General features: G+C 69.0%; 22 protein-coding genes. 18 read left to right on the forward strand and 4 right to left on the reverse strand.

Features of this window, described 5'->3' with window-relative positions:
• Window positions 1-221: 221 nt before the first annotated feature.
• Both xseA and AC1DW3_RS23735 read left to right on the forward strand, forming a co-directional pair.
• Entirely contained in the window at window positions 222-1523 is a 1302-nt protein-coding gene (gene xseA, locus AC1DW3_RS23730) for an exodeoxyribonuclease VII large subunit (RefSeq protein WP_477935529.1), read from the forward strand.
• A gap of 59 nt (window positions 1524-1582) precedes the next feature.
• A complete protein-coding gene (locus AC1DW3_RS23735) occupies window positions 1583-2170 on the forward strand; it encodes a superoxide dismutase (RefSeq protein ID WP_477935531.1) in 588 nt (195 codons plus the stop codon).
• A 42-nt stretch (window positions 2171-2212) separates the two neighbouring features.
• On the opposite strand, the gene AC1DW3_RS23740 is transcribed toward AC1DW3_RS23735, so the two are convergent.
• A complete protein-coding gene (locus tag AC1DW3_RS23740; protein ID WP_477935533.1) occupies window positions 2213-3427 on the reverse strand; it encodes a polyhydroxyalkanoate depolymerase in 1215 nt (404 codons plus the stop codon).
• 104 nt (window positions 3428-3531) lie between these two features.
• Between AC1DW3_RS23740 and AC1DW3_RS23745 the strand changes: the two genes are divergently transcribed.
• Window positions 3532-4266: a glutathione S-transferase family protein gene (locus AC1DW3_RS23745; protein ID WP_477935535.1), complete on the forward strand. Its 735-nt coding sequence runs from the start codon at window positions 3532-3534 to the stop codon at window positions 4264-4266.
• 8 nt (window positions 4267-4274) lie between these two features.
• Here the strand turns inward: AC1DW3_RS23745 and AC1DW3_RS23750 are convergent, their stop codons facing one another.
• Complete coding sequence (locus tag AC1DW3_RS23750; RefSeq protein ID WP_477935537.1) at window positions 4275-4727, reverse strand: cupin domain-containing protein; 453 nt, start codon at window positions 4725-4727, stop codon at window positions 4275-4277.
• A 124-nt stretch (window positions 4728-4851) separates the two neighbouring features.
• On the opposite strand from AC1DW3_RS23750, the gene AC1DW3_RS23755 reads away from it, so the two are divergent.
• The 9 genes from AC1DW3_RS23755 to AC1DW3_RS23795 are packed head-to-tail and all read left to right on the forward strand — an operon-like array spanning window position 4852 to window position 12349.
• The gene (locus AC1DW3_RS23755) at window positions 4852-7047 is read left to right on the forward strand and encodes a heavy metal translocating P-type ATPase (protein WP_477935539.1); all 2196 of its coding nucleotides are present in this window, start codon (window positions 4852-4854) and stop codon (window positions 7045-7047) included.
• Window positions 7047-7196, forward strand: a complete 150-nt coding sequence (gene ccoS, locus AC1DW3_RS23760; protein ID WP_477935541.1) for a cbb3-type cytochrome oxidase assembly protein CcoS — start codon at window positions 7047-7049, stop codon at window positions 7194-7196. Before AC1DW3_RS23755 ends, ccoS begins: the two co-directional genes overlap by 1 nt.
• 46 nt (window positions 7197-7242) lie before the next feature.
• Window positions 7243-8688, forward strand: coding sequence for a cytochrome-c oxidase, cbb3-type subunit I (gene ccoN, locus AC1DW3_RS23765; protein ID WP_477935543.1), 1446 nt, complete (start codon window positions 7243-7245; stop codon window positions 8686-8688).
• Between the two features lie 10 nt (window positions 8689-8698).
• The gene (ccoO, locus tag AC1DW3_RS23770; RefSeq protein WP_477935545.1) at window positions 8699-9343 is read left to right on the forward strand and encodes a cytochrome-c oxidase, cbb3-type subunit II; all 645 of its coding nucleotides are present in this window, start codon (window positions 8699-8701) and stop codon (window positions 9341-9343) included.
• The gene (locus AC1DW3_RS23775) at window positions 9330-9461 is read left to right on the forward strand and encodes a cbb3-type cytochrome oxidase subunit 3 (protein WP_477935547.1); all 132 of its coding nucleotides are present in this window, start codon (window positions 9330-9332) and stop codon (window positions 9459-9461) included. Before ccoO ends, AC1DW3_RS23775 begins: the two co-directional genes overlap by 14 nt.
• Window positions 9458-10351, forward strand: coding sequence for a cytochrome-c oxidase, cbb3-type subunit III (gene ccoP, locus AC1DW3_RS23780; RefSeq protein WP_477935549.1), 894 nt, complete (start codon window positions 9458-9460; stop codon window positions 10349-10351). Before AC1DW3_RS23775 ends, ccoP begins: the two co-directional genes overlap by 4 nt.
• A gap of 3 nt (window positions 10352-10354) precedes the next feature.
• Window positions 10355-11773, forward strand: coding sequence for a cytochrome c oxidase accessory protein CcoG (gene ccoG / locus AC1DW3_RS23785; protein ID WP_477935551.1), 1419 nt, complete (start codon window positions 10355-10357; stop codon window positions 11771-11773).
• Between the two features lie 16 nt (window positions 11774-11789).
• Entirely contained in the window at window positions 11790-12059 is a 270-nt protein-coding gene (locus AC1DW3_RS23790) for a hypothetical protein (protein WP_477935552.1), read from the forward strand.
• A complete protein-coding gene (locus AC1DW3_RS23795) occupies window positions 12056-12349 on the forward strand; it encodes a hypothetical protein (RefSeq protein WP_477935554.1) in 294 nt (97 codons plus the stop codon). The genes AC1DW3_RS23790 and AC1DW3_RS23795 overlap by 4 nt, the downstream gene beginning before the upstream one ends.
• Here AC1DW3_RS23795 and AC1DW3_RS23800 read toward each other — a convergent pair.
• The gene (locus tag AC1DW3_RS23800; protein WP_477935556.1) at window positions 12312-13637 is read right to left on the reverse strand and encodes an NAD(P)/FAD-dependent oxidoreductase; all 1326 of its coding nucleotides are present in this window, start codon (window positions 13635-13637) and stop codon (window positions 12312-12314) included. The two genes, AC1DW3_RS23795 and AC1DW3_RS23800, sit on opposite strands and share 38 nt — an antisense overlap.
• A gap of 136 nt (window positions 13638-13773) precedes the next feature.
• On the opposite strand from AC1DW3_RS23800, the gene AC1DW3_RS23805 reads away from it, so the two are divergent.
• From AC1DW3_RS23805 to AC1DW3_RS23820, 4 genes are all read left to right on the forward strand, one after another.
• The gene (locus AC1DW3_RS23805; RefSeq protein ID WP_477935558.1) at window positions 13774-15294 is read left to right on the forward strand and encodes a sensor histidine kinase; all 1521 of its coding nucleotides are present in this window, start codon (window positions 13774-13776) and stop codon (window positions 15292-15294) included.
• Complete coding sequence (locus AC1DW3_RS23810; protein WP_477935560.1) at window positions 15278-15733, forward strand: hypothetical protein; 456 nt, start codon at window positions 15278-15280, stop codon at window positions 15731-15733. Before AC1DW3_RS23805 ends, AC1DW3_RS23810 begins: the two co-directional genes overlap by 17 nt.
• Before the next feature lie 217 nt (window positions 15734-15950).
• Window positions 15951-17363, forward strand: a complete 1413-nt coding sequence (locus tag AC1DW3_RS23815) for a sigma 54-interacting transcriptional regulator (protein ID WP_477935562.1) — start codon at window positions 15951-15953, stop codon at window positions 17361-17363.
• Between the two features lie 187 nt (window positions 17364-17550).
• Window positions 17551-17886, forward strand: a complete 336-nt coding sequence (locus AC1DW3_RS23820; protein ID WP_477935564.1) for a BON domain-containing protein — start codon at window positions 17551-17553, stop codon at window positions 17884-17886.
• 213 nt (window positions 17887-18099) lie between these two features.
• Here the strand turns inward: AC1DW3_RS23820 and fnr are convergent, their stop codons facing one another.
• Window positions 18100-18858 (reverse strand): fumarate/nitrate reduction transcriptional regulator Fnr, encoded by a 759-nt coding sequence (gene fnr / locus AC1DW3_RS23825; protein WP_477935570.1) that lies wholly within the window; start codon window positions 18856-18858, stop codon window positions 18100-18102.
• Between the two features lie 107 nt (window positions 18859-18965).
• Between fnr and hemN the strand changes: the two genes are divergently transcribed.
• Window positions 18966-20348: an oxygen-independent coproporphyrinogen III oxidase gene (gene hemN / locus AC1DW3_RS23830; protein WP_477935566.1), complete on the forward strand. Its 1383-nt coding sequence runs from the start codon at window positions 18966-18968 to the stop codon at window positions 20346-20348.
• Window positions 20348-20814: urease accessory protein UreH domain-containing protein (locus AC1DW3_RS23835; RefSeq protein WP_477935568.1), on the forward strand; the 467-nt coding region annotated here is incomplete at its 3' end. The genes hemN and AC1DW3_RS23835, both read left to right, overlap by 1 nt.

Consider the following 20814-nt stretch of genomic DNA (forward strand, 5'->3'; position numbering starts at 1 on the left):
GATAACTTTGTGGGCAAGGCCGCTCAAGCAGCCGGCAGAGGCCGTCAAATCAAGGCCTTGGACAAGTTGCCTCCAATTTGAGCAGTGGAATTCGAATTGAAAAACAAGGCCTTATGTGCTCATGACAGCTTCATGACGAGTGAAATGAGCCGAAATTGCCCGCCAGCCCAGTATTGGCGCGGCTGTGGACTTCCCGGCCCGCGCCGGCATTGGGTTTGCGCGTGATTGAGCCTCGCGAAGCCGCATCCGGCCGACGTGTCTGGGGCGTGGCCGGCCTGCTGGAGGCGGTGAGCCAAAGCCTGGCCGAGCGCTTCTCCGTCGTTGCCGTCGGCGGCGAGATCTCCGGCTTCACCCGCGCCGCCAGCGGCCATTGTTACTTCGGTTTGAAGGACGCCGACGGCCAGGCGGCGAGCCTGCGCTGCGCGATGTTCCGCCGCGCGGCGGCCATGCTGGACTTTGCGCCCGGCGAGGGCGTGCTCGTCGAGGTGCGTGGCCGCGTCGCCGTCTACGAGCCGCGGGGGGAACTGCAATTCGTCGTCGAGGCCATGCGCCGGGCCGGCGCCGGCACGCTGTACGAGCAATTCCTGAAGCTGCGCGCGCGGCTCGACGCCGAAGGCCTGTTCGCGGCGGACACCAAACGCGCCTTGCCCAACCACCCGCGGCGCATCGGCGTCGTCACGTCGACCGCCGGTGCGGCCCTGCATGACGTGCTGACGGCACTGGCCCGGCGGGCGCCCCAGGTGGAGGTGGTCGTCTACCCCAGCCCGGTGCAGGGCGCCGAGGCGCCGCCGGCCCTGGTCCGCGCCCTGCAGGCGGCCAATGCGCGCGCCGAGGTCGACGTGCTGCTGCTGGTGCGTGGCGGCGGTTCGCTGGAAGACCTCTGGGCCTTCAACGACGAGCGCGTCGTGCGCGCGGTGGTGGCGTCGGCCCTGCCCGTCGTCTGCGGCGTCGGCCACGAGACCGATGTGACCCTGTGCGACCTGGCCGCCGACCTGCGCGCCCCGACGCCCACGGCGGCCGCCGAGCTGGCCGCGCCGGCGCGCGCCAGCCTGCTGCAGCACCTGGCCGCCCTGGAGCGCGGCCTGACGCTGCGCACCGATCACCGCCTGCAAACCCTGGCCCAGCGCCTGGACCGCCTTGCGTTGCGACTGTCCCGCCCCAGCGACACGCTGGCCCGCCAGCGCCGCCTGTTAGGGCTGCTGGCCCAGCGCGCAGCCGCCGCCCCACGGCGGCGCGTCGAACTGCAAGGCCAGCGGCTGAACCATCTCGAACAGCGCCATGAGCGCGCCCACCGCGAGATCCTGGCCCGCCAGCACATCCGGCTCGATGCGCTTCAGGCCCGCTTGCTGGCGCTGGACCCCCAGCATGTGCTGGCGCGGGGCTATGCCTGGCTGGATGACGGGCAGGGCGGTGCCATCACCTCCGTGCAGGCCCTGCAGCCGGGCCGCGAGGTACGCGCCGTGCTGGCCGACGGCGCCGCCGACATGCAAGTCTTGCGGGTACGGCCTTTGCCGCAAGGGTGATTGGCGCTCCCTACAATCCGCCGCGTTTCCCTTCCCCCCAACACTCTGAGGTTCACACCATGGAACACACGCTGCCCCCGCTGCCTTACCCCATCGACTCGCTGGCTCCGCACTACAGCCAGGAAACGCTGGAGTTCCACCACGGCAAGCACCACAACGCCTACGTCGTGAACCTCAACAACCTGCAAAAGGGCACCGAGTACGAAGCCCTGTCGCTGGAAGAGATCATCAAGAAGGCACCGAACCCGGGCCCGATCTACAACAACGCCGCCCAGATCTGGAACCACACCTTCTTCTGGAACTGCATGAAGCCGCAAGGCGGCGGTGAACCCGGTGGCGCGCTGGCCGCAGCCATCACCGCCAAGTGGGGCAGCTACGCCGCCTTCAAGGAAGCCTTCGTCAAGAGCGCCGTCGGCAACTTCGGCTCGGGCTGGACCTGGCTGGTCAAGAAGGCCGATGGTTCGGTCGACATCGTCAACACCGGCGCTGCCGGCACGCCGCTGACCGGCGCCGACAAGGCCCTGCTGACCGTCGACGTGTGGGAACACGCCTACTACATCGACTACCGCAACCTGCGTCCCAAGTTCGTCGAGACCTTCCTGTCGAACCTCGTCAACTGGTCGTTCGCCGAAGCCAATTTCGCCTGAGCGAATTCCGCTTCGAAGAAGCCGGCCTCGCGCCGGCTTTTTTTATTGCGATACCTGGATCACATGACGGACCAGCGGATAGACCTGGTGCTGCCAGCGCCGCCCACTGAACACGCCGTAGTGGCCCACATTGGGCTGGATGTAGTGGGTGCGCAGATAGGCCTTCAGGCTGCTGGCCAGGTCCTGGGCTGCCAGCGTCTGGCCGACCGCGCAGATGTCGTCGCGTTCGCCCTCCACGGTCAGCAGGGCCGTGCGGCGGATGGCCGCCGGGTTCACGCGCCGGCCCTTGAACATCATCTCGCCGCGCGGCAGGTCATAGGTCTGGAAGACGCGTTCCACCGTTTCCAGATAGAAGTCCGCCGCAAGGTCGGCCACGGCCAGGTATTCCTCGTAGAACATGCGCGTGACCTCGGCCTTGTCGAATTCATCGGCGACGAGATGCTTGTAGTAGTCCTTGAAGGCATTCGTGTGCCTGTCCTGGTTCATGCTCATGAAGGCAGACAGCTGCACAAAGCCCGGATAGACGCGCCGGCCCGCGCCCGCGTGCTGCCAGGGCACATGGCTGATGAGGTTCTTTTTGAACCAGCTGATGGGCTTGCTGGTCGCCAGCTCGTTGACGGCCGTGGGGCTGACGCGGCAGTCGATGGGGCCGGCCATCAGCGTCAGGCTGGCCGGCGTGGCGGGATGGTCGTCCTCGGCCATCACGGCCACGGCGGCCAGGGCGCTGACGCAGGGCTGGCAGACGGCCACCACGTGCGCTTGCGGGCCGATGGCGGCCAGGAAGTCGATCAGGTGGCCGGTGTATTCATCGAGACCGAAGCGGCCAGCCGACAGCGGCACGTCACGCACGTTGTGCCAGTCGGTGACATAGACGTCGTGGTCCTGCAGCAGCGTGCGCACGGTGTCGCGCAGCAGCGTGGCGAAGTGGCCCGACATCGGCGCCACCACCATCACCTTGGGGCTTGGCGGCGCGCCCTCCCTGCGAAAGCGCAGCAGCGTCGCGAAGGGCGTGGTCAAGGCCGCTTCCTCGGTGACCGGCCAGCGTTCGTCGCCGCTGGTGATCTCGCCGATGCGCCAGGGCGGGCGCGTGTGGGTGATCTGGGCCAGCTCGAACACCTTGCCGGCGGCCGACCATTGGCGCACCGGCAGCCAGCCGGCGTCGGCTATGGCCGGCTGTTGCAGGAAGGGCATCGACAGGCGCGTGGCCGCGCGCAGCGGCCACATCAGATCGCTGTGGGCCTGGTAGGCGGGGTACATGGTGGCTCCTGCAAGGCCTGGGTACTTCAGGCAACGCAAGGAGCGCGCCAGCATGGCATGGGCCTTGCGTCGATCCAGCTGCCAAGACCGTCGAGGAGACGCCCATGCCTGTTGCCACGCCGACCCGACCCGCCAGCAAGGCCGCGAAAACCGCGCCCGCCCGCAAGCCCAAGGCCGCGGTGGCGCCCGCGGCCACGCTGACGTTGAGCAGCAAGAACTATTCGTCCTGGTCGCTGCGCGGCTGGCTGCTGACGCGCTTTGCCGGCCTGGCCTTCGAGGAGATCATGGTCTCGCCCGACGATGAGGATGCGCGCAAGGAACTGCTGCTGCTGGCGCCGTCCATCCGCGTGCCCTGCCTGCGCCATGACGGCGTGACGGTCTGGAACAACATGGCCATCGCCGAATACCTGAACGAGAGCTTTCCCAAAGCCGGCCTGTGGCCCGCGGACCGCGTCGCGCGATCCCATGCGCGGGCCATCTGCGGCGAGATGAATTCGGGTTTCGCCAATCTGCGCGCGTCCCTGCCCATGAACCTCAAGGGGCACTTCCCGCGCCACAAGATCTGGGCTGGCGCCAAGCCCGACATCGAACGCGTCACCGAGATCTGGACCGACTGTCTGTCCCGCTACGGCGGCCCCTATCTGTTCGGCGCCAAGCGCAGCGCCGCCGACGCCTTCTTTGCGCCCGTCGTCACGCGCTTCATGACCTACGACGTGCCGCTGAACGCCGCCTGTATGGCGTATTGCAAGACCCTCAGCGCCATGCCCGAGCTCAAGGAGTGGACGTCTGCGGCCAAGCTCGAGCCCGACGAGATCGAGCAACTGGACATGGACTTCTAGCCCCAGGGCTAGTCCCAGGGCGAGGGCACCGGCACCTCGCAGGGCGCCGGCATGTCCACGGTGCCGAAGTCGGCGGGCGACACGATCTCCAGGTACTCCATGTCCGGCGAGTAATCGAACAGGTAATGCACGATGCCGGGGCGCTGGTGCACGCAGTCGCCGGCCTCCACCAGCGTCACCTGGTCGCCGTACATGAACTTGGCCCAGCCCTTGGTCATCAGCACGATCTGGAATTCCGCCTCATGGCGGTGCCATCCCGTGCCCTTTTCAGGGGCCATATTCGCCTTCACAAGGTGCGCGATGACCTTGCCGCCGGTGGCCGCGGCCACGCCGAGGTCGCGGTAGAGGAAGAAGTCTCTCAGCCCGTCGGGGCGCCAGGGCGTGTCCCCGGGCTTGACGTGGGAGAACTGCGTGGCGGACGCATCGTTGGCGGCGTCCACGGGTATCGACAGATCCGACATGAGGGGGCCTCCTGAAAAGCTGCAGGCCCTGGAACACACGCAATATGCGTTCCCGTCGGGGTGGGATGCCAACGCCTTGATGCAGATCATGGCCGCGGCAGGGTGGTGCACTTAGATTGCCGGCGTGAGCGCTCCCCCTCCAGGTTTGTGCGCGGCCGAGGCCGACGCCGGCCTCCTTGCCCCCTTCACGACCTGGCCCGACGGCCAGGCCGGTGCGGCGCTGTCGCAGTTCCAGGTGGCCGGCATGCATTGCGCGGCCTGTTCGGGGTTGATCGAGGCGGCGTTGCTGAAACTGCCGGGCGTCAGTGGCGCGAGCGTGAATCCAGCTTCGGCCCGGCTGGCCTTGCAATGGCTGCCGTCGCGCCTCGCGCTGGCCGATGTGATGGCGGCGCTGCAGGCAGCGGGCTACCGGGCAACGCCCGACGTCGCCGCGCCGGCACGCGAGCTGCGCCGGCAGGAGAGACGGCGCGCGCTGTGGCGGCTGTTCGTCGCGGGCTTCCTGATGATGCAGGTCATGATGCTGGCGACGCCAGCCTATGTGGCTGGCGCGGGCGAGCTGGCGCCCGACCTGGCGCGGCTGCTGTGCTGGGGCAGCTGGGTGCTGACGCTGCCGGTGATGGCCTTTGCGGCCGGACCCTTCTTCAGCGGTGCGTGGCGGCAGCTGCGTGCCGGTCGGCTGGGCATGGATGTGCCGGTGGCGATTGGCATCGCGGTCACGTTTGTTGCCAGCACCGGCGCGCTGTTCGACCCCGGCGGCCCGCTGGGTCATGAGGTCTATTTCGACTCGATGACGATGTTCATCGCGTTGCTGCTGCTGGCACGCTGGTTCGAGCTGGGAGCGCGGCACCGCGCGGCGGACGCGCTGGAGGCGGTCGCGGGCGCCTTGCCCACGGTGGCTGAGCGCTTGCTTGGCAATGGCGGCAGCGAGCGCGTCGCGCCCGAGGCCTTGCGCGTGGGCGACCGCATCCGCGTCGCGGCCGGCGAGGCCTTCGCGGCCGATGGCTGCGTGCTGTCCGGCCAGGGATGGGCCAACGAGGCCCTGCTGACGGGTGAATCCGCGCCGGTCGCCAAGGCAGTGGGCGATACGGTCGTGGCCGGCAGCATCAATCTGGAGGGCTCGCTCATCGTCAGCGTGCTGCGCGTGGGTGCCGACACGACGGCCCAGGGCATCGTCAGGCTGATGCAGCAGGCCCAGAGCCAACGGCCTTCTGTCTACGGTGTGGTCGACCGCGTGGCCGCAGGCTTCACGGCGGTCGTGCTGCTGCTGGCGCTGGGGGCCGGCGTGGCCTGGTGGTGGCTGGACCCCTCGCGCGCATTCGCCGTCGCGGTGGCTGTCCTCATCGTGACCTGTCCCTGCGCACTGACACTGGCCGCGCCCGCGGCCTGGCTCACGGCCAGCGGTGCGTTGGCGCGGCGCGGCCTGTTGCTCACGGATCTGTCGGCGCTGGAGAGGCTGTGTGCCGTCGACACCGTCGTCTTCGACAAGACGGGCACGCTCAGCGAGGACCGCCTGCAGCTGCGCCGGCATTGGGCCCAGGGCGCCGATGCCGATGCACTGCTGGCCGTCGCGCGCAGCCTGGCGGCGCTGTCGCGCCATCCGCATGCGCAGGCCCTGGCGGGCGACGCTGGTGTCTGGACGGACGTGCGCGAACTGGCAGGCCGAGGCGTCGAGGCGCGCGACGCCACCGGCCAGCTCTGGCGCCTGGGTGCACCGGCCTGGGTCAGCGAGCGGCCCGACCCGGCTGCGCGGCTGGCTTTCGGCTGTGGCGACTGCGTGCTGTGGCTGGACCTGGCCGAGGCGCCACGCGCCGACGCGGCCGAAGCGGTCAAGACCTTGCGCGCCCAAGGCATGCGCGTGCGCCTGCTGTCGGGCGACCAACCGGCCGCCGTCGCGCGCATGGCGGCGCTGCTGGACATCGTGCACTGGCGCGCAGGCGCCACGCCCGAGTCCAAGCTGGCCGCCCTGCGTGGCTGGCAGGCGGCGCATGAGCGCGTGCTGATGGTGGGTGACGGCATCAACGATGCGCCGGTGCTGGCCGCGGCCGACGTGCGCATCGCCATGGGGCAGGGCGCCATGCTGGCGCGCAGCGCGGCGGACGCGCTGCTGGTGTCCGGCCGGCTGATGGCGCTGCCGCAGGCCCTCGTGCTGGCGCGCAAGACGCGCCGCGTGCTGCGCCAGAACCTGGCCTGGGCCGCGCTTTACAACCTGGCCTGCGTGCCCTTGGCGCTGACGGGCTGGTTGCCGCCGCTCGCAGCGGGCATCGGCATGGCCTGCAGCTCGCTGTTCGTCGTGCTCAACGCGCAGAGGTTGAACCGCTGATGGACATCCTCTATCTCCTCATCCCCTTCTCGGTCGTGCTGGTGCTGCTCATCGTGGCCGTTTTCGGCTGGGCCGTGAACTCCGGACAACTGGATGGCTTCGAAAACGAGGCTGAACGCATCTTGCTTGACGAGGATCAAGCGGCCTGAGGCACCCGCCGCCAAGAATCGTTCGCATCAGACTGAAGGAGTCGCAATGGCGAACGACAGGGTCCCGGCAGCGCCTGGGACGACATACGAGGACGGGCCGGTGCGCGCATTCGCGCTGGCCGCGGTGCTCTGGGGCGTGGTGGGCATGGCCGTGGGCGTCTTCATCGCCGCCCAGCTGGCCTGGCCCGAGCTGGGTGCCGGCATCCCCTGGCTGAGCTACGGCCGGCTGCGCCCCCTGCACACCAACGCGGTCATCTTCGCCTTCGGTGGCTGCACGCTGATGGCCACCAGCTACCACGTCGTGCAGCGCACCGGCCAGACGCGGCTGTTCGCGCCCATGCTGGCGTGGTTCCACTTCTGGGCCTGGCAGGCCGTCATCGTCGGCGCCGCCATCACCTTGCCGCTGGGCATCACGCGCGGCAAGGAATATGCGGAGCTGGAGTGGCCCATCGGCGTGCTGATCACGATCGCCTGGGTGTCGTATGCCATCGTCTTCTTCGGCACCGTGGGGCGGCGCAAGATCCGCCACATCTACGTGGCCAACTGGTTCTTCGGCGCCTTCATCCTCGCCGTGGCGCTGCTGCACCTGGTCAACGGCGCGGTGCTGCCGGTCAGCTTGTGGAAGAGTTATTCGGCCTATGCCGGCGTGCAGGACGCCATGGTGCAGTGGTGGTACGGCCATAACGCGGTGGGCTTCTTCCTGACCGCGGGCTTCCTCGGGATGATGTACTACTACATCCCCAAGCAGGCCGAGCGCCCCGTCTACAGCTACCGGCTGTCCATCGTCCACTTCTGGGCGCTGATCTTCACCTATATGTGGGCGGGCCCCCACCACCTGCACTACACGGCGCTGCCGGACTGGGCGCAGAGCGTGGGCATGATCTTCAGCCTGGTGCTGCTGGCGCCGAGCTGGGGCGGCATGATCAACGGCATCATGACGCTCAGCGGTGCCTGGCACAAGCTGCGCGACGACCCCATCCTGAAGTTCCTCATCGTCTCGCTGTCCTTCTACGGCATGTCGACCTTCGAGGGTCCGATGATGTCGATCAAGACGGTCAACGCGCTGTCGCACTACACCGACTGGACCGTGGGCCATGTGCACAGTGGCGCGCTCGGCTGGGTGGGCCTGATCTCGATGGGGTCGCTGTACCACCTGATCCCGCGCATGTTCGGCCGCACGCAGATGTACTCCAAGCGCGCCATCGAGTTGCACTTCTGGATCGCGACGCTGGGCATCGTGCTCTATATCGCGGCGATGTGGATCGCCGGCGTCATGCAGGGCCTGATGTGGCGGGCGGTCAACCCCGACGGCACCCTGGTCTACACCTTCGTGGAGAGCGTCAAGGCCACCTGGCCCTTCTATGTGGCGCGCCTGCTTGGCGGCCTCCTCTACCTCAGCGGCATGCTGGTGATGGTCTGGAACGTCATCAAGACCATGCAAGCCGGCCAACCGCAGCAAGTGCGCATTCCCGCCGTGCTGGCCCACGCCTGAAGGAGCCGACATGACCACCCAAACTGAACGCGTCACCGGCCACCAGCGCATCGAGACCAGCAATCTGCTGATGATCGTCCTGGTGCTGCTGACGGTCGTCGTCGGCGGCTTCGTCGAGATCGTGCCGCTGTTCTTCCAGCGCTCGACGACGCAGGCGGCGCCCGGCCTCAAGCCCTACACGGCCCTGCAGGTCGCCGGCCGCGACATCTATGTCCGCGAGGGTTGCTACAACTGCCACTCGCAGATGATCCGCCCGCTGCTGGCCGAGACCCTGCGCTACGGCCCCTACTCGACGGCCGGCGAATTCGTCTACGACCGGCCCTTCCAGTGGGGCAGCAAGCGCACCGGGCCCGACCTGCACCGCGTGGGCGGCAAGTACAGCGACGACTGGCACCGCATCCACCTGAACAACCCGCGCGACGTGGTGCCCGAGTCCAACATGCCGGCCTATTCCTGGCTGGTCAATGCGCCGGTCGATGCCGCGGCTTTGCCGGCCAAGCTGGGCGCCCTGCGCACCCTGGGTGCGCCCTACAGCGACGCCGAGGTCCAGGGCGCGGCCCAGGCCGCCGCCGGCAAGACCGAGCTGGACGCCCTCGTCGCCTATCTGCAGGTGCTGGGCACTTCGGCCAAGGAGGCTTCCCGTGGGAATCAATGAACTGCGCGTGGCCGTGACCCTGGTGTCGCTGGCCGTCTTCATCGGCATCGTCGTCTGGGCCTGGCGTGGCCGCTTCGAGGCTGCGGCTGATCTGGCGCTCAAGGGAGATGATCAATGAGCGATTTCTTCAACCAGGGCTGGTCGATCTTTGTCGCCGCCTCTACCGTGCTGGGCCTGGTGGCCTGCATCGTGCTGCTCATCATCGCGAGCCGGCGCCAGCCTTCGGCCGCCGACAACACGACGGGCCACGTCTGGGACGAAGACCTGCGCGAGATGAACAACCCGCTGCCGCTGTGGTGGATGGGCCTGTTCGTGCTCACGATCGTGTTCTCAGGCTTCTATCTGGCCTTTTACCCGGGCCTGGGCAGCAGCGCCGGCAAGCTGGGTTGGACGAGCGTGGGCGAGCACGCCGCTGATCAGGCGCAGCAGCGCGCGACCATGGCCCCGGTGTATGCCGGCTTTGCCGGCCTGACGGCCGAGCAGTTGGCCCACGACCCCAAGGCCCATGCCATCGGTGAGCGCCTGTTCGCCAACAACTGTGCCCAGTGCCATGGCTCGGATGCCAAGGGCTCCAAGGGCTTCCCCAACCTGACTGACAAGGACTGGCTCTGGGGCGGTAGCTTCGAGACCATCACGCAGACGATCACCGAGGGCCGCGAGGGCAATATGCCGGTCATGGCGCCGGCGGTGGGCACGAGCGAGGACGTGCGCAACGTCGCCCACTATGTGCTGTCGCTGTCGGGCAGCCCGCACAACGCGCTGTATGCGCAGCTCGGCAAGCCCAAGTTCACCGCCTGCGCGGCCTGCCACGGCCCGGGCGGCCAGGGCAACCCGGCCCTGGGCGCGCCCAACCTCAGCGACAAGGTCTGGCTGCATGGCTGGGGCGAGGACGCCGTCATGGCCATGGTCAACAACGGCAAGCACAACGTCATGCCGGCCCACGGCGAGCGGCTGACGCCCGAGCAGATCAAGGTGCTGGCCGCCTACGTGTGGGGCCTGTCTCAGTAACTCATGGCCGATTCCGAAGCCGTCATCCGGCTCTACCGTTCCGAGGACAAGATCCACCCACGCGCGGTGGATGGCTTCTACGCGCGCTGGCGCTGGGCCTTCGTGGCGCTGACGCAGGCGGTCTTCTATGGGCTGCCCTGGTTGAGCTGGGGCGATCGGCCGGCCATGCTTTTCGATCTGGCCGCGCGGCGCTTCTACGTCTTCGGCCTGGTGCTCTACCCGCAGGACTTCATCTACCTCGCGGCCCTGCTGATGATTTCGGCCTTCGCCCTGTTCCTGTTCACGGCCGTGGCGGGGCGGGTCTGGTGCGGCTATGCCTGCCCGCAGACGGTCTACACCGAGATCTTCATGCTGGTGGAGCGCTGGTTCGAAGGCGACCGCAACGCGCGCCTGCGACTTCAGAAATCGCCCTGGAACTGGAACAAGCTGTGGCGCAAGGGCGGCAAGCAGCTGGGCTGGATTGCCATCGGCCTGTGGACGGGCTTCACCTTCGTCGGTTACTTCACGCCCATCCGCACGCTGGCGGGCGAAGTGATGGCGCTGGGCCTGGGCCCCTGGGAATCCTTCTGGGTGCTGTTCTATGGCTTCGCGACCTATGGCAATGCAGGCTATATGCGCGAGCAGGTCTGCAAATACATGTGCCCCTATGCGCGCTTCCAGAGCGCGATGTTCGACCGCGACACGCTGATCATCAGCTATGACACCGGGCGCGGTGAGCCGCGCGGCAGGAACACGCTGCGCGGCAAGAAGGGCGAGGCGCGTGTTGAAGCCGTGGGCGACTGCATCGACTGCGGGCTGTGCGTGCAGGTCTGCCCTACCGGCATCGACATCCGCGAGGGCCTGCAGTACGAATGCATCGGCTGCGCGGCCTGCATCGACGTCTGCAACGGCGTCATGGACAAGATGAGCACGTCGCGCGGCCTGATCCGCTACGACACCGAGAACGGGCTGGAACAGCATCTGGGCCGCGGCCAGCGCCTGCGCCGGGTGCTGCGGCCCCGCGTGCTGGTCTACAGCACCGTGCTGCTGCTGATCTGCGGCGGGGTGCTGTTCAACCTGCTCGGGCGGTACAGCTTCCGCGTCGATGTCGTGCGTGATCGCGCGGCGCTGGCGCGGCTGGTGGAGGACGGCTGGATCGAAAACGTCTACCGGCTGCAGATCATGAACGCGACCGAGGCGACCCAGCATTACCGCCTGGCCGCCGATGGCCTGCCCGGGCTGACTCTGAACCAGACGGCCGCCATCGAGATCGGCCCCGCCGAGGCGCGCTGGGTGGCTGTGTCACTGCGCATACCGCCCGAAGCCGCGCAGGCCCTGAAGGCCGGCGCCCATCCGTTGACCTTGCGGGTGCAACGCGAAACCGACGGCAATGGCGATGACGAAACCGTCGCCGAGAAATCCACCTTCGTCGTGCCGCGTTGAGCGGCGGGAGCTCCACATGAAAGTCCTTCCCAACCCCGCATCGCCCTGGCGCCAGCCCATGGTCTGGCTCGTCGTGTCCGGCCCGGCGGCGGTCGTCGTCGCCAGCTTCTTCACGCTGAGTCTGGCCATCCGCCACCCCGACCCGCCGCTGGCGTTGCGCCACAGCACGGCCACGGCCGCCGACGACACCGAGCCCGCCGACCTGCGGGCTCGCGAAGGTGACCCCGTGCCGGCCCTTGTCGCGCGCAACCATGCAGCCACCGGCACCGCGGGCCTGACRCAATGAACGGTGCCGGCGGCCCCTCGCGCATCAAGCGCTTTGCGATGGCCGTGGCCTGGGCGTCTTTCCTCGCGGCCGGCGTGTTGGAAGCCCTGGTGTTCGCGGTCGTCGACCCCGCCGAACTGCGCTGGTTCGGCGCCGCGCCGGTGCAGCTATCGGCCCAGGCGGTCTACACCGTCAGCTTCCTGATCTTCTGGGCCGTCGTCGCGCTGGGCAGCAGCCTGGCGCTGCTGCTCGTCAACTTGCCCGGCGGCGAGGTCAGGCCTTCACGTCACGCACCGGGCTGGCCTCGCTGAGCCCTGCGTTGGCAACGACACGTGCGCCCCGGTCATAGGTCCAGTAGGCCCAGGCCCAGTCCAACAGCACAACAAAACGGTTGCGGAAACCGATCAGGAAGTAGACGTGGGCGAACAGCCAGAACAGCCACGCGAAATAGCCTGAGAAGCGCAGCGGACCGGCCGGCGTGTCCAGATCCACGACGGCGCTGTTGCGGCCGATGGTGGCGAGGTTGCCGTAGTCGCTGTAGCGGAAAGCCTGCGTGGCCTCGCCGCGCAGGTGGCGCTTGATGTTGGCCGCGGCGCAGCGGCCCATCTGCTTGGCACCGGGCGACACGCCCGGCACCGGCCTGGGCTCTTTGCCCGGTGCATGGCTTTGCGCGGCCGCCAGGTCGCCGATGACCTGGATGTTGGGAAAGCCCTTCAGGCTCAGGTCGGGCTCGACGACGACACGGCCGGCGCGGTCCAGCGTGCAAGCGGTGGCATCGGCCAGCGCGCGGCCCAGCGGGGAGGCCGCCACGCCGGCTGCCCAGACGACGCAGCGGCTGTGCAGCCGCTCGGGCCCGGCGGCCGTCGTGACGTCCAGGCCCTCGGCGTCGATGCCGTTGACGCGGGCGCCCAGGTGCACTTCCACGCCCAGTGCCGTCAACTGCTCGCGGGCGCGTTCGCTCAGGCGCTCGGGCATGGCGCCCAGCACGCGCGGGCCGCCTTCCACCAGCAGCACGCGGGCCTGCCTGGGGTCGATGCGGCGGAACTCGCCCGGCAGCGTGTGCCTTGCGATCTCGGCGAAGGTGCCGGCCAGCTCGACCCCGGTGGGGCCGGCGCCGACGACGACGAACTGCAACTGCGCCGCGCGCCGGGCCGGATCGTCTTCGCGCTCCGCTGCCTCGAAGGCCATCAGCACGCGGCGGCGGATCTCGAAGGCATCGTCCAGCGTCTTCAGGCCCGGCGCGTGCTCGGCCCAGTCGTCGCGGCCGAAATAGCTGTGCGTGGCGCCGGCGGCGACGATGAGATGGTCCCAGCGGAGCAGGGCGCCGTCCTTCAGCGTGACCGTCTGCGCCGCGGCATCGATGCCGGTGACCTCGCCGAGCAGCGTCGTCACATTGCGCTGGCTGCGGAAGAGATGGCGGATGGGCGCCGCGATGGACGGTGCCGACAGGCCGGCGGTCGCGACCTGGTAGAGCAGGGGCTGGAAGAGGTGGTGGTTGGTCTTGTCGACGACGGTGACGTCGACTTCAGCGGTGCGCAGGGCACGCGCCGCTTCCAGGCCGCCGAAGCCGCAGCCGATGATGAGGACTTGGGGACGCATGAGACTCATCCTACGCCTCGTTTGCTGCGCCGCAGCATGGAAGGGGTCAAGCGCCGTTTCCTGCTGTTGCAATGGATGCGAAGCTGGGGAGGGCCTTGCGGCGGAGGGCCTCTTAGCATGCGGCGCGTCCTGCACGATGTCTGTCGATTCCCTCACCGCGCCCGCCCATCCCCGACCCGAGCCCACGTCCAGCGCCGACTCGGCCTGGCAGCGCCTGCGCAACGAAGGCCTGCGCGGCCTGTCCTTCCGCCAGGGCCTGCTCGCGGTCTTCCTGCTGATCGCCATGGCCCTGGGCGGTGCCGCGGCCCAGGCCATGCTGGCGTTGGAGCATGTGGCCCTGCAGGGCCGCGAAGCCTCTCAGGACGCCGCCGCCCTGACGGCCCAGGTGCAGCGCCTGGCCGAGCGCACGGTGGCGATGGAGCGCAGCGCGCGCCAGTTCCTGGTGCTGGATGACGGGGCCTTGCGCGAGCGCTTCCAGGCCGCCTGGCAGGAGGCGCGCGACACGCAGTCCGAACTCGCCCATGCGTTGACCGAGCCGGCGACGCACCAGCTCTTCGCCGACTGGGGCGCCCAGGCCGATGCCGCCTGGCGCATCCTGCAAACGCCCGGCCGACTGCGACAGCCCGCCCTGCAGCGCTTGACCCCGCTGTTCGCGCGCCTGCATGGCATCAACCAGGCGCTGGCGCAGCAGAGCCAGCAGGCCATGGACAGACGCAGCGATGCCGTGCTGGCCGAGCTGGAACAACAGCGCCGGCTCATCAGCGCCCTCGTCGTCGGTGCCAGCGTGCTGGCGGTGCTGCTGGCCTTCAGCTTCGGTCACTGGCTGCTGCGGCCGTTGACCCATGTCGAGGCGGCCATCGGCCGGCTCGGTGACAACCACTTCGATGAACCGGTGCAGATCAGCGGCCCGGTCGACCTGCGCCGGCTGGGCCGCCAGCTGGAGTGGCTGCGCCAGCGCCTGGCGACGCTGGAGTCCGACAAGACCCGTTTCGTGCGCCACATCTCGCACGAGCTGAAGACGCCCATGGCCTCCATCCGCGAGGGCGCGGCCCTGCTGCGTGATGGCGTGGCCGGGCCGCTGACGGCCGACCAGGCCGAGATCGTGCGCATCCTCGGCGACAACAGCGCGGCCCTGCAGCTGCAGATCGAGGGCCTGCTGAGCTACCAGGCGCTGGCGTCCGACGCCCAGCAGTTGCGCCGCCGTCCCGTGGAGCTGAAGGCGCTGCTGGAACGTGTCGTCGACGATCAGCGGCTGCTGTGGCGGGCCAAGGACCTGCAGATGCGCATCGACGCGGCCGAATGCGAGGTGCTCGTAGACGGCGACAAGCTGGCGGCCGTGCTCGCCAACCTGCTCGTCAACGCGGTGCGCTTCAGCCCGCCGGGCGGCAGCGTGACGCTGACGCTGGCGCATGACGCGGCCGGCGTGCGCATCGACTGCGCCGACGAGGGCAGCGGCGTGGCGGCCGAGGACGCGCCACGCATCTTCGACCCCTTCTACCAAGGCCGTCACCAGCCGCCGGGCGCTCGTCGCGGCAGTGGTGTCGGCCTGTCCATCGTGCGCGAGGTCGTGCAGGCCCATGGCGGCAGCTGCCGGCTGCTGGCCAGCGCGCGCGGTGCCCATTTCCGGATCGAGATTCCCCATGCGAAGACTGCTTGAGATTGCCCTTTTGCTGCTGCTGGCTGCCTGCCAGACGCCGGCACCCTCGCCACAAGCTGCGCCGCCTGCGCCGGTCTGCCCGGAGCCGGCCGCGCCGCCGCCCGCCAACGACGAGGGCGTCAAGGCCCTGCAGGGCTATGCGGCCGATCTGCAAAAGGCCTGGCAGCTCGGCCAGGGCCGCAGCGCCGCCGAGCAGGCCCAGGCCGCCGCCCAGCTCGACGCGCTCGGCACGTCGACCGACCCGCTGCTCGAACCCCTGAAGCCGCTGGCCTCCCTGATGAGCACGCGGCTGGCCGAGCAACGCCGGCTGCAGGACAACCTCGACAAGCTCGGCCAACAATTGCGCGACGCCCAGCGCCGCAACGAACAGCTCAACGAGAAGCTCGAAGCGCTGAAGGCCATCGAGCAGACGCTGCCGGCCAAGCCGGGCGCGAAATGAAACCCCTCGTCCAAGGAGTACCTTGGCCTGGGACCGCGCTGTGGTCAGGGCCGCAGCGCTTCGGCAGGCACATCACGTCCACCGGACGTAATGTGTCCGGCCTCAGCCCCCGAGGGGACGGCGATGCTTGCCGGATCGACCGGCAAGCACATCACCCAAGGCGGGCCGGCTTGGGAGCGGCCCGGCGCTCGCCCCGCGAGACCCGACAGGAGTCTGCATGACGGCACAAGCCACCATCCTCGTCGTCGACGACGACACCGACCTGCTGCGCCTGATGACGATGCGCCTGACGGCCGCCGGCCACGCGGTGCAGGCCGTCTCCAGCGCCGAGGCGGCGCTGGCCCACCTGGCCGTCAAGCTGCCGGCCCTCGTCATCACCGATGTGCGCCTGCCCGGCCTGGACGGCCTGGCCCTGTTCGACGAGATCCGCGCCCGCCACCCCTCGCTGCCCGTCATCCTGCTGACCGCCCACGGCAGCATCCCCGATGCCGTCGAGGCGACGACGCGCGGCGCCCATGCCTATCTGACCAAGCCCTATGACGGCAAGGAGCTGCTGGACAAGATCAACCAGGCCCTGCTGCTGAACCGGCCCGGTCCCGCGCCCTTTGGCGGCGATGGCGCCTGGCGCAGCGAGATCATCAGCCGCAGCCCGCGCATGGCCGAGGTGCTGGCCGAGGCGCGCCTGGTGGCGGGCACCGATGCCAGCGTGCTGATCGCCGGCGACAGCGGCAGCGGCAAGGAGTTGCTGGCCCGCGCCATCCACAAGGCCAGCCCGCGCGCGGCCAAGCCCTTCATTGCGGTGAACTGCGCCGCCATCCCGGAGGCCCTGCTCGAATCCGAACTCTTCGGCCATGTGAAGGGAGCCTTCACCGGCGCGCAAGGGCATAGACAGGGCCTGATCCCGGCGGCCGAGGGCGGCACGGTCTTCCTCGACGAGATCGGCGACATGCCGCTGGCCCTGCAGGTCAAGCTGCTGCGGGTGCTGCAAGAGCGCGTCGTGCGGCCGGTGGGCAGCAATGACGCCGTGGCGGTGGATGTGCGCCTGCTGTCGGCCACGCACCGCGACCTGGAACTGGCGATGACGGAGGGCCTGTTCCGGCCTGACCTCTACTACCGGCTCAATGTCGTCAAGCTGAGCCTGCCGGCACTGGCCGAGCGGCGCGAGGACATCGCCTTGCTGGCCCAGCATTTCCTGCAGACGCTGGCCGAGCGCCACCGCAAGCCGGTCAAGGGCTTTGCACCCGATGCGCTGGAGGCCCTGGTGACGGCGCCCTGGCCGGGCAATGTGCGCCAGCTCTACAACGTCGTCGAGCAGGTCTGCGTGCTGGCGACAGCACCGCTGCTGCCGCTGGCCCAGGTGCAGCGCGCGCTGCAGATGCCGCCGGCCGAAGTGCTGAACTACCAGCATGCCAAGCAGCGCTTCGAGCGCGACTACCTGAACCAGTTGCTGAAGCTGACCTCGGGCCAGGTGGCCGAGGCGGCGCGCCTGGCCGACCGCAACCGCACCGAGTTCTATCGCCTGCTGCAAAAGCATGGCCTGGACCCGCAGTTGTTCCGTGCGGAGGCGGCCCCCCTAGCGCCCGCGTCGGCATCCGGCGACAGGAAACTGTCAGACGAATCAAGCGCTTAGCGCCGCAGCCGCGCAGCCTGTCGCCACCCGGCGACAAAAGTGCCGCCCTGGGCCGCTGTTCACCCCCGAGTTTTTTGGCAAGTGCTTGATCTGCAAGGGAAATCGCAGGTTGGCACAGGCCTTGCGCTAAGCCGTTTGTGGCGCCACCCGGTGCCGCCTTCGATTCACGCATCCTCAGGAGATTTGCATGCGACAAACATCCACCTTCGCCCGACTGCTGACTGCCGCCCTGATGGCGGGTGCCGCGACCGCGAGCTTTGCGGCCGATCAAGCACCGGCCCCGGACCAACAGGTCGCGCAGGCTCAGCCGGCAGGTGACGCCGCCATCACCAGCCAGGCCCAGGCCGCCCTGCAAAAGGACAAGGACCTGCAGGCGCTGCCGCTGACCGTCAGCAGCACCAGCGCCGGCGTGATCGTGCTGAAGGGCGCGGCGCCCACGGCAGACCTGGCCCAGAAGGCCGTGCTGCTCGTGTCGGCCGTGCCGGGCGTGAAGGAAGTGCGCAACGAGATCAAGGTCGGCTGATCGCCGTCACCTTCGATCTCGAGGCCCCGCGCGCCCCCGCGGGGCCTTTTTTTCGCGTGACCCCAGATTTCCGGGCCGAGCGCCGGGCCGCCCCAAGCCGGCCCGCTTGGGCGATGTGCTTGCGGCTCAATGCCGCAAGCATCGCCGTCCCCTCGGGGGACCGGCCAGCTCTGCCCGCGTTCAGCAGGGCCGGGCTGGACGAGGGGCTTCAACTCAAACCCGGGAGTTGTTGACCAGCGCCTGCAGCCCCGCCTGATCGAGGATGCGCAACTGGCGCTGCTTGACCTCCATCAGCCCGTCCTCCTGGAACTTGGAGAAGGTGCGGCTGACGGTCTCCAGCTTGAGTCCGAGGTAGCTGCCGATCTCTTCGCGCGTCATGCGCAGCACCAGGCTGGACGCCGAGAATCCGCGCGCCTGCAGGCGCTGCGTCAGGTTCAGCAGGAAGGCCGCGAGCCTCTCCTCGGCGCGCATATTGCCCAGCAGCAGCATGACGCCGTGGTCGCGAACGATCTCGCGGCTCATGATCTTGTGGAACTGGTGCTGCAGCACGTTGAACTCGCGCGACAGGGCTTCCAGGTCGCGGTACTGGATCACGCAGACGGAAGAGTCCTCCAGCGCGACCGCGTTGCAGTGGTGGTGGTCGCTGCTGATGCCGTCCAGSCCSAGCAGCTCGCCKGCCATCTGGAARCCGGTSACCTGRTCGCGGCCGTCCTCGCTGCCGACGCAGGTCTTGAAGAAACCGGTGCGCACCGCGTACAGGGCCTCGAAGCGGTCGCCGTTGCGGAACAGGTGGTCGCCACGCTGCACGCTGCGGCGCTTCTCCACCAGGCCGTCGAGCTTCTGCAGCTCGCCGGCGTTCAGGCCCACGGGCAGGCAGAGTTCCCGCAGATTGCAGCTGGCGCAGGCCACCTTGAGGGGCTCGAGCGCGGAGCAGGGCTTCGAGGGCATGTCGGGAGTGATCGGCACGCTCATCGGGCTAGTCAGGGTGGTCAGCATGGAACACATTGTTCTCGGCGGCACCCGCAGCGGCCTTGACCTGGATCAACGCCCTGGGTTGTTCCTGTCGGCACAGTGAGGGCATGCCCGCTGTCACAGACCGCCCCATCGATGCCGACCTGCTGCGCCGCCATGACGTGGCCGGCCCACGCTACACGTCCTATCCCACCGCCGACCGCCTGGTCGAGGCCTACCAGGGGCCTCAGCACCTGCAGGCGCTGCGCCAGCGCGGCACGGCGCAGCCGCTGTCGGTCTATGTCCACATCCCGTTCTGCGAGCAGCTCTGCTATTACTGCGCCTGCAACAAGATCATCACCAAGCACCATGAGCGCGCCCAGCCCTACCTGGCCGCGCTGGAAGTGGAGATGGACCTGGTCGCCGAGGCCATGGGAGGCACGGCGCCGGTATCGCAGTTGCACCTGGGCGGTGGCTCACCGACCTTCCTGTCCGACACCGAGCTGAGCTCGCTGATGGACGCGCTGCACCGGCGCTTCAAGCTGCTGCCGGGTGCCGAGCTGTCCATCGAGGTGGACCCGCGCACGGTGGACGCCGCGCGGCTGGCGCATCTCCGTGGCCTGGGCTTCAACCGCCTGTCCTTCGGTGTGCAGGACTTCGATGCCGCCGTACAGAAGGCCGTGCACCGCGTGCAGCCGTTGGAGCAGGTGGCCGCGCTGATGCTGCGGGCCCGCGAACTGGGGTTCTCATCCACCAACGTCGACCTGATCTACGGCCTGCCGCTGCAGACACCGGCGAGCTTCGCCCGCACCATCGCCCAGGTGGCGGAACTGCGCCCGGACCGCATCGCGATGTACGCCTATGCCCACCTGCCGCAGCGCTTCAAGCCGCAGCGCCGCATCGTGGCCGAGTTGCTGCCCCCTGCGGGTGACAAGCTGGCCATGCTGTCCGGCGCGATCAGTGCGCTGCTGGGCGAGGGCTACACCTATATCGGCATGGACCATTTCGCGCTGCCGGAAGACTCGCTGGCCGTGGCCAAGCGCCAGGGCCTGCTGCACCGCGGTTTCCAGGGCTATTCCACGCAGCCGGACTGCGACCTCGTCGGCCTGGGCGTGTCGTCCATCAGCCGCGTGGGCGCCACCTATGCGCAGAACGCCAAGACCATGGACGAGTACGAGGACGCCCTGCGTCAACGCCAGCTGCCCGTGCAGCGCGGCCTGGCCCTGACGCGCGATGACCTGCTGCGCCGCGCCGTCATCATGGCGCTGATGTGCCAGGGCCGCGTGGAGTTCGAGTCCATCGCGGCGTCCTACCTCGTCAACGTGCCCGCCTACTTCGCACCCGAGTTCGAGCGCCTCGGCCAGCTCGCGGACCAGGGCCTGGTCGTGCTGGAACCCGGCGCCATCCAGCTCACGCCGCTGGGCTGGTATTTCGTGCGCGCCGTGGCCCTGGTCTTCGACCGCTATCTGCAGGCCGACGCCAGCCGCGAGCGCTTCTCCAAGATCATCTGATGGCGCTCGATGCTGCGCTCATCGCGTCAGTCACGCTGATGGGCCTGGCCGGCATGCCGCATTGCGCGGCCATGTGCAGTGCGCCCTGCGCACTGGCCGCCGGCCGGCAGCCGACCAAGCTGCTGGCCGGCCGGCTGCTGGGCTACGCGGCTGGCGGCGCCGTGGCGGCGGCGTCCGCCGCAGCGCTGGCACGCGCGTCCCAGAGCGTCACGCTGCTGCAACCTGCCTGGGCCTTGCTGCAGGCGGCGCTGCTGCTGTTCGGCCTCACGCTGCTGGCGCGTGGCCGCGTGCCGGCGTGGCTGGGGGCCGTGCGCTGGCGCCCGCAGCCGCGCCACGCCTTCGCCGTGGGCGTGGCCTGGGTGGCGATGCCCTGCGGCTTGCTGCACGCGGCCCTGCTGCTGGCGGGGCTGTCGGGTTCGCCCTGGAGCGGCGCCGCGGCGATGGCCGGCTTCGCGCTGGCCAGCAC

Source organism: Roseateles sp. P2_H4 (genome assembly GCF_056403315.1).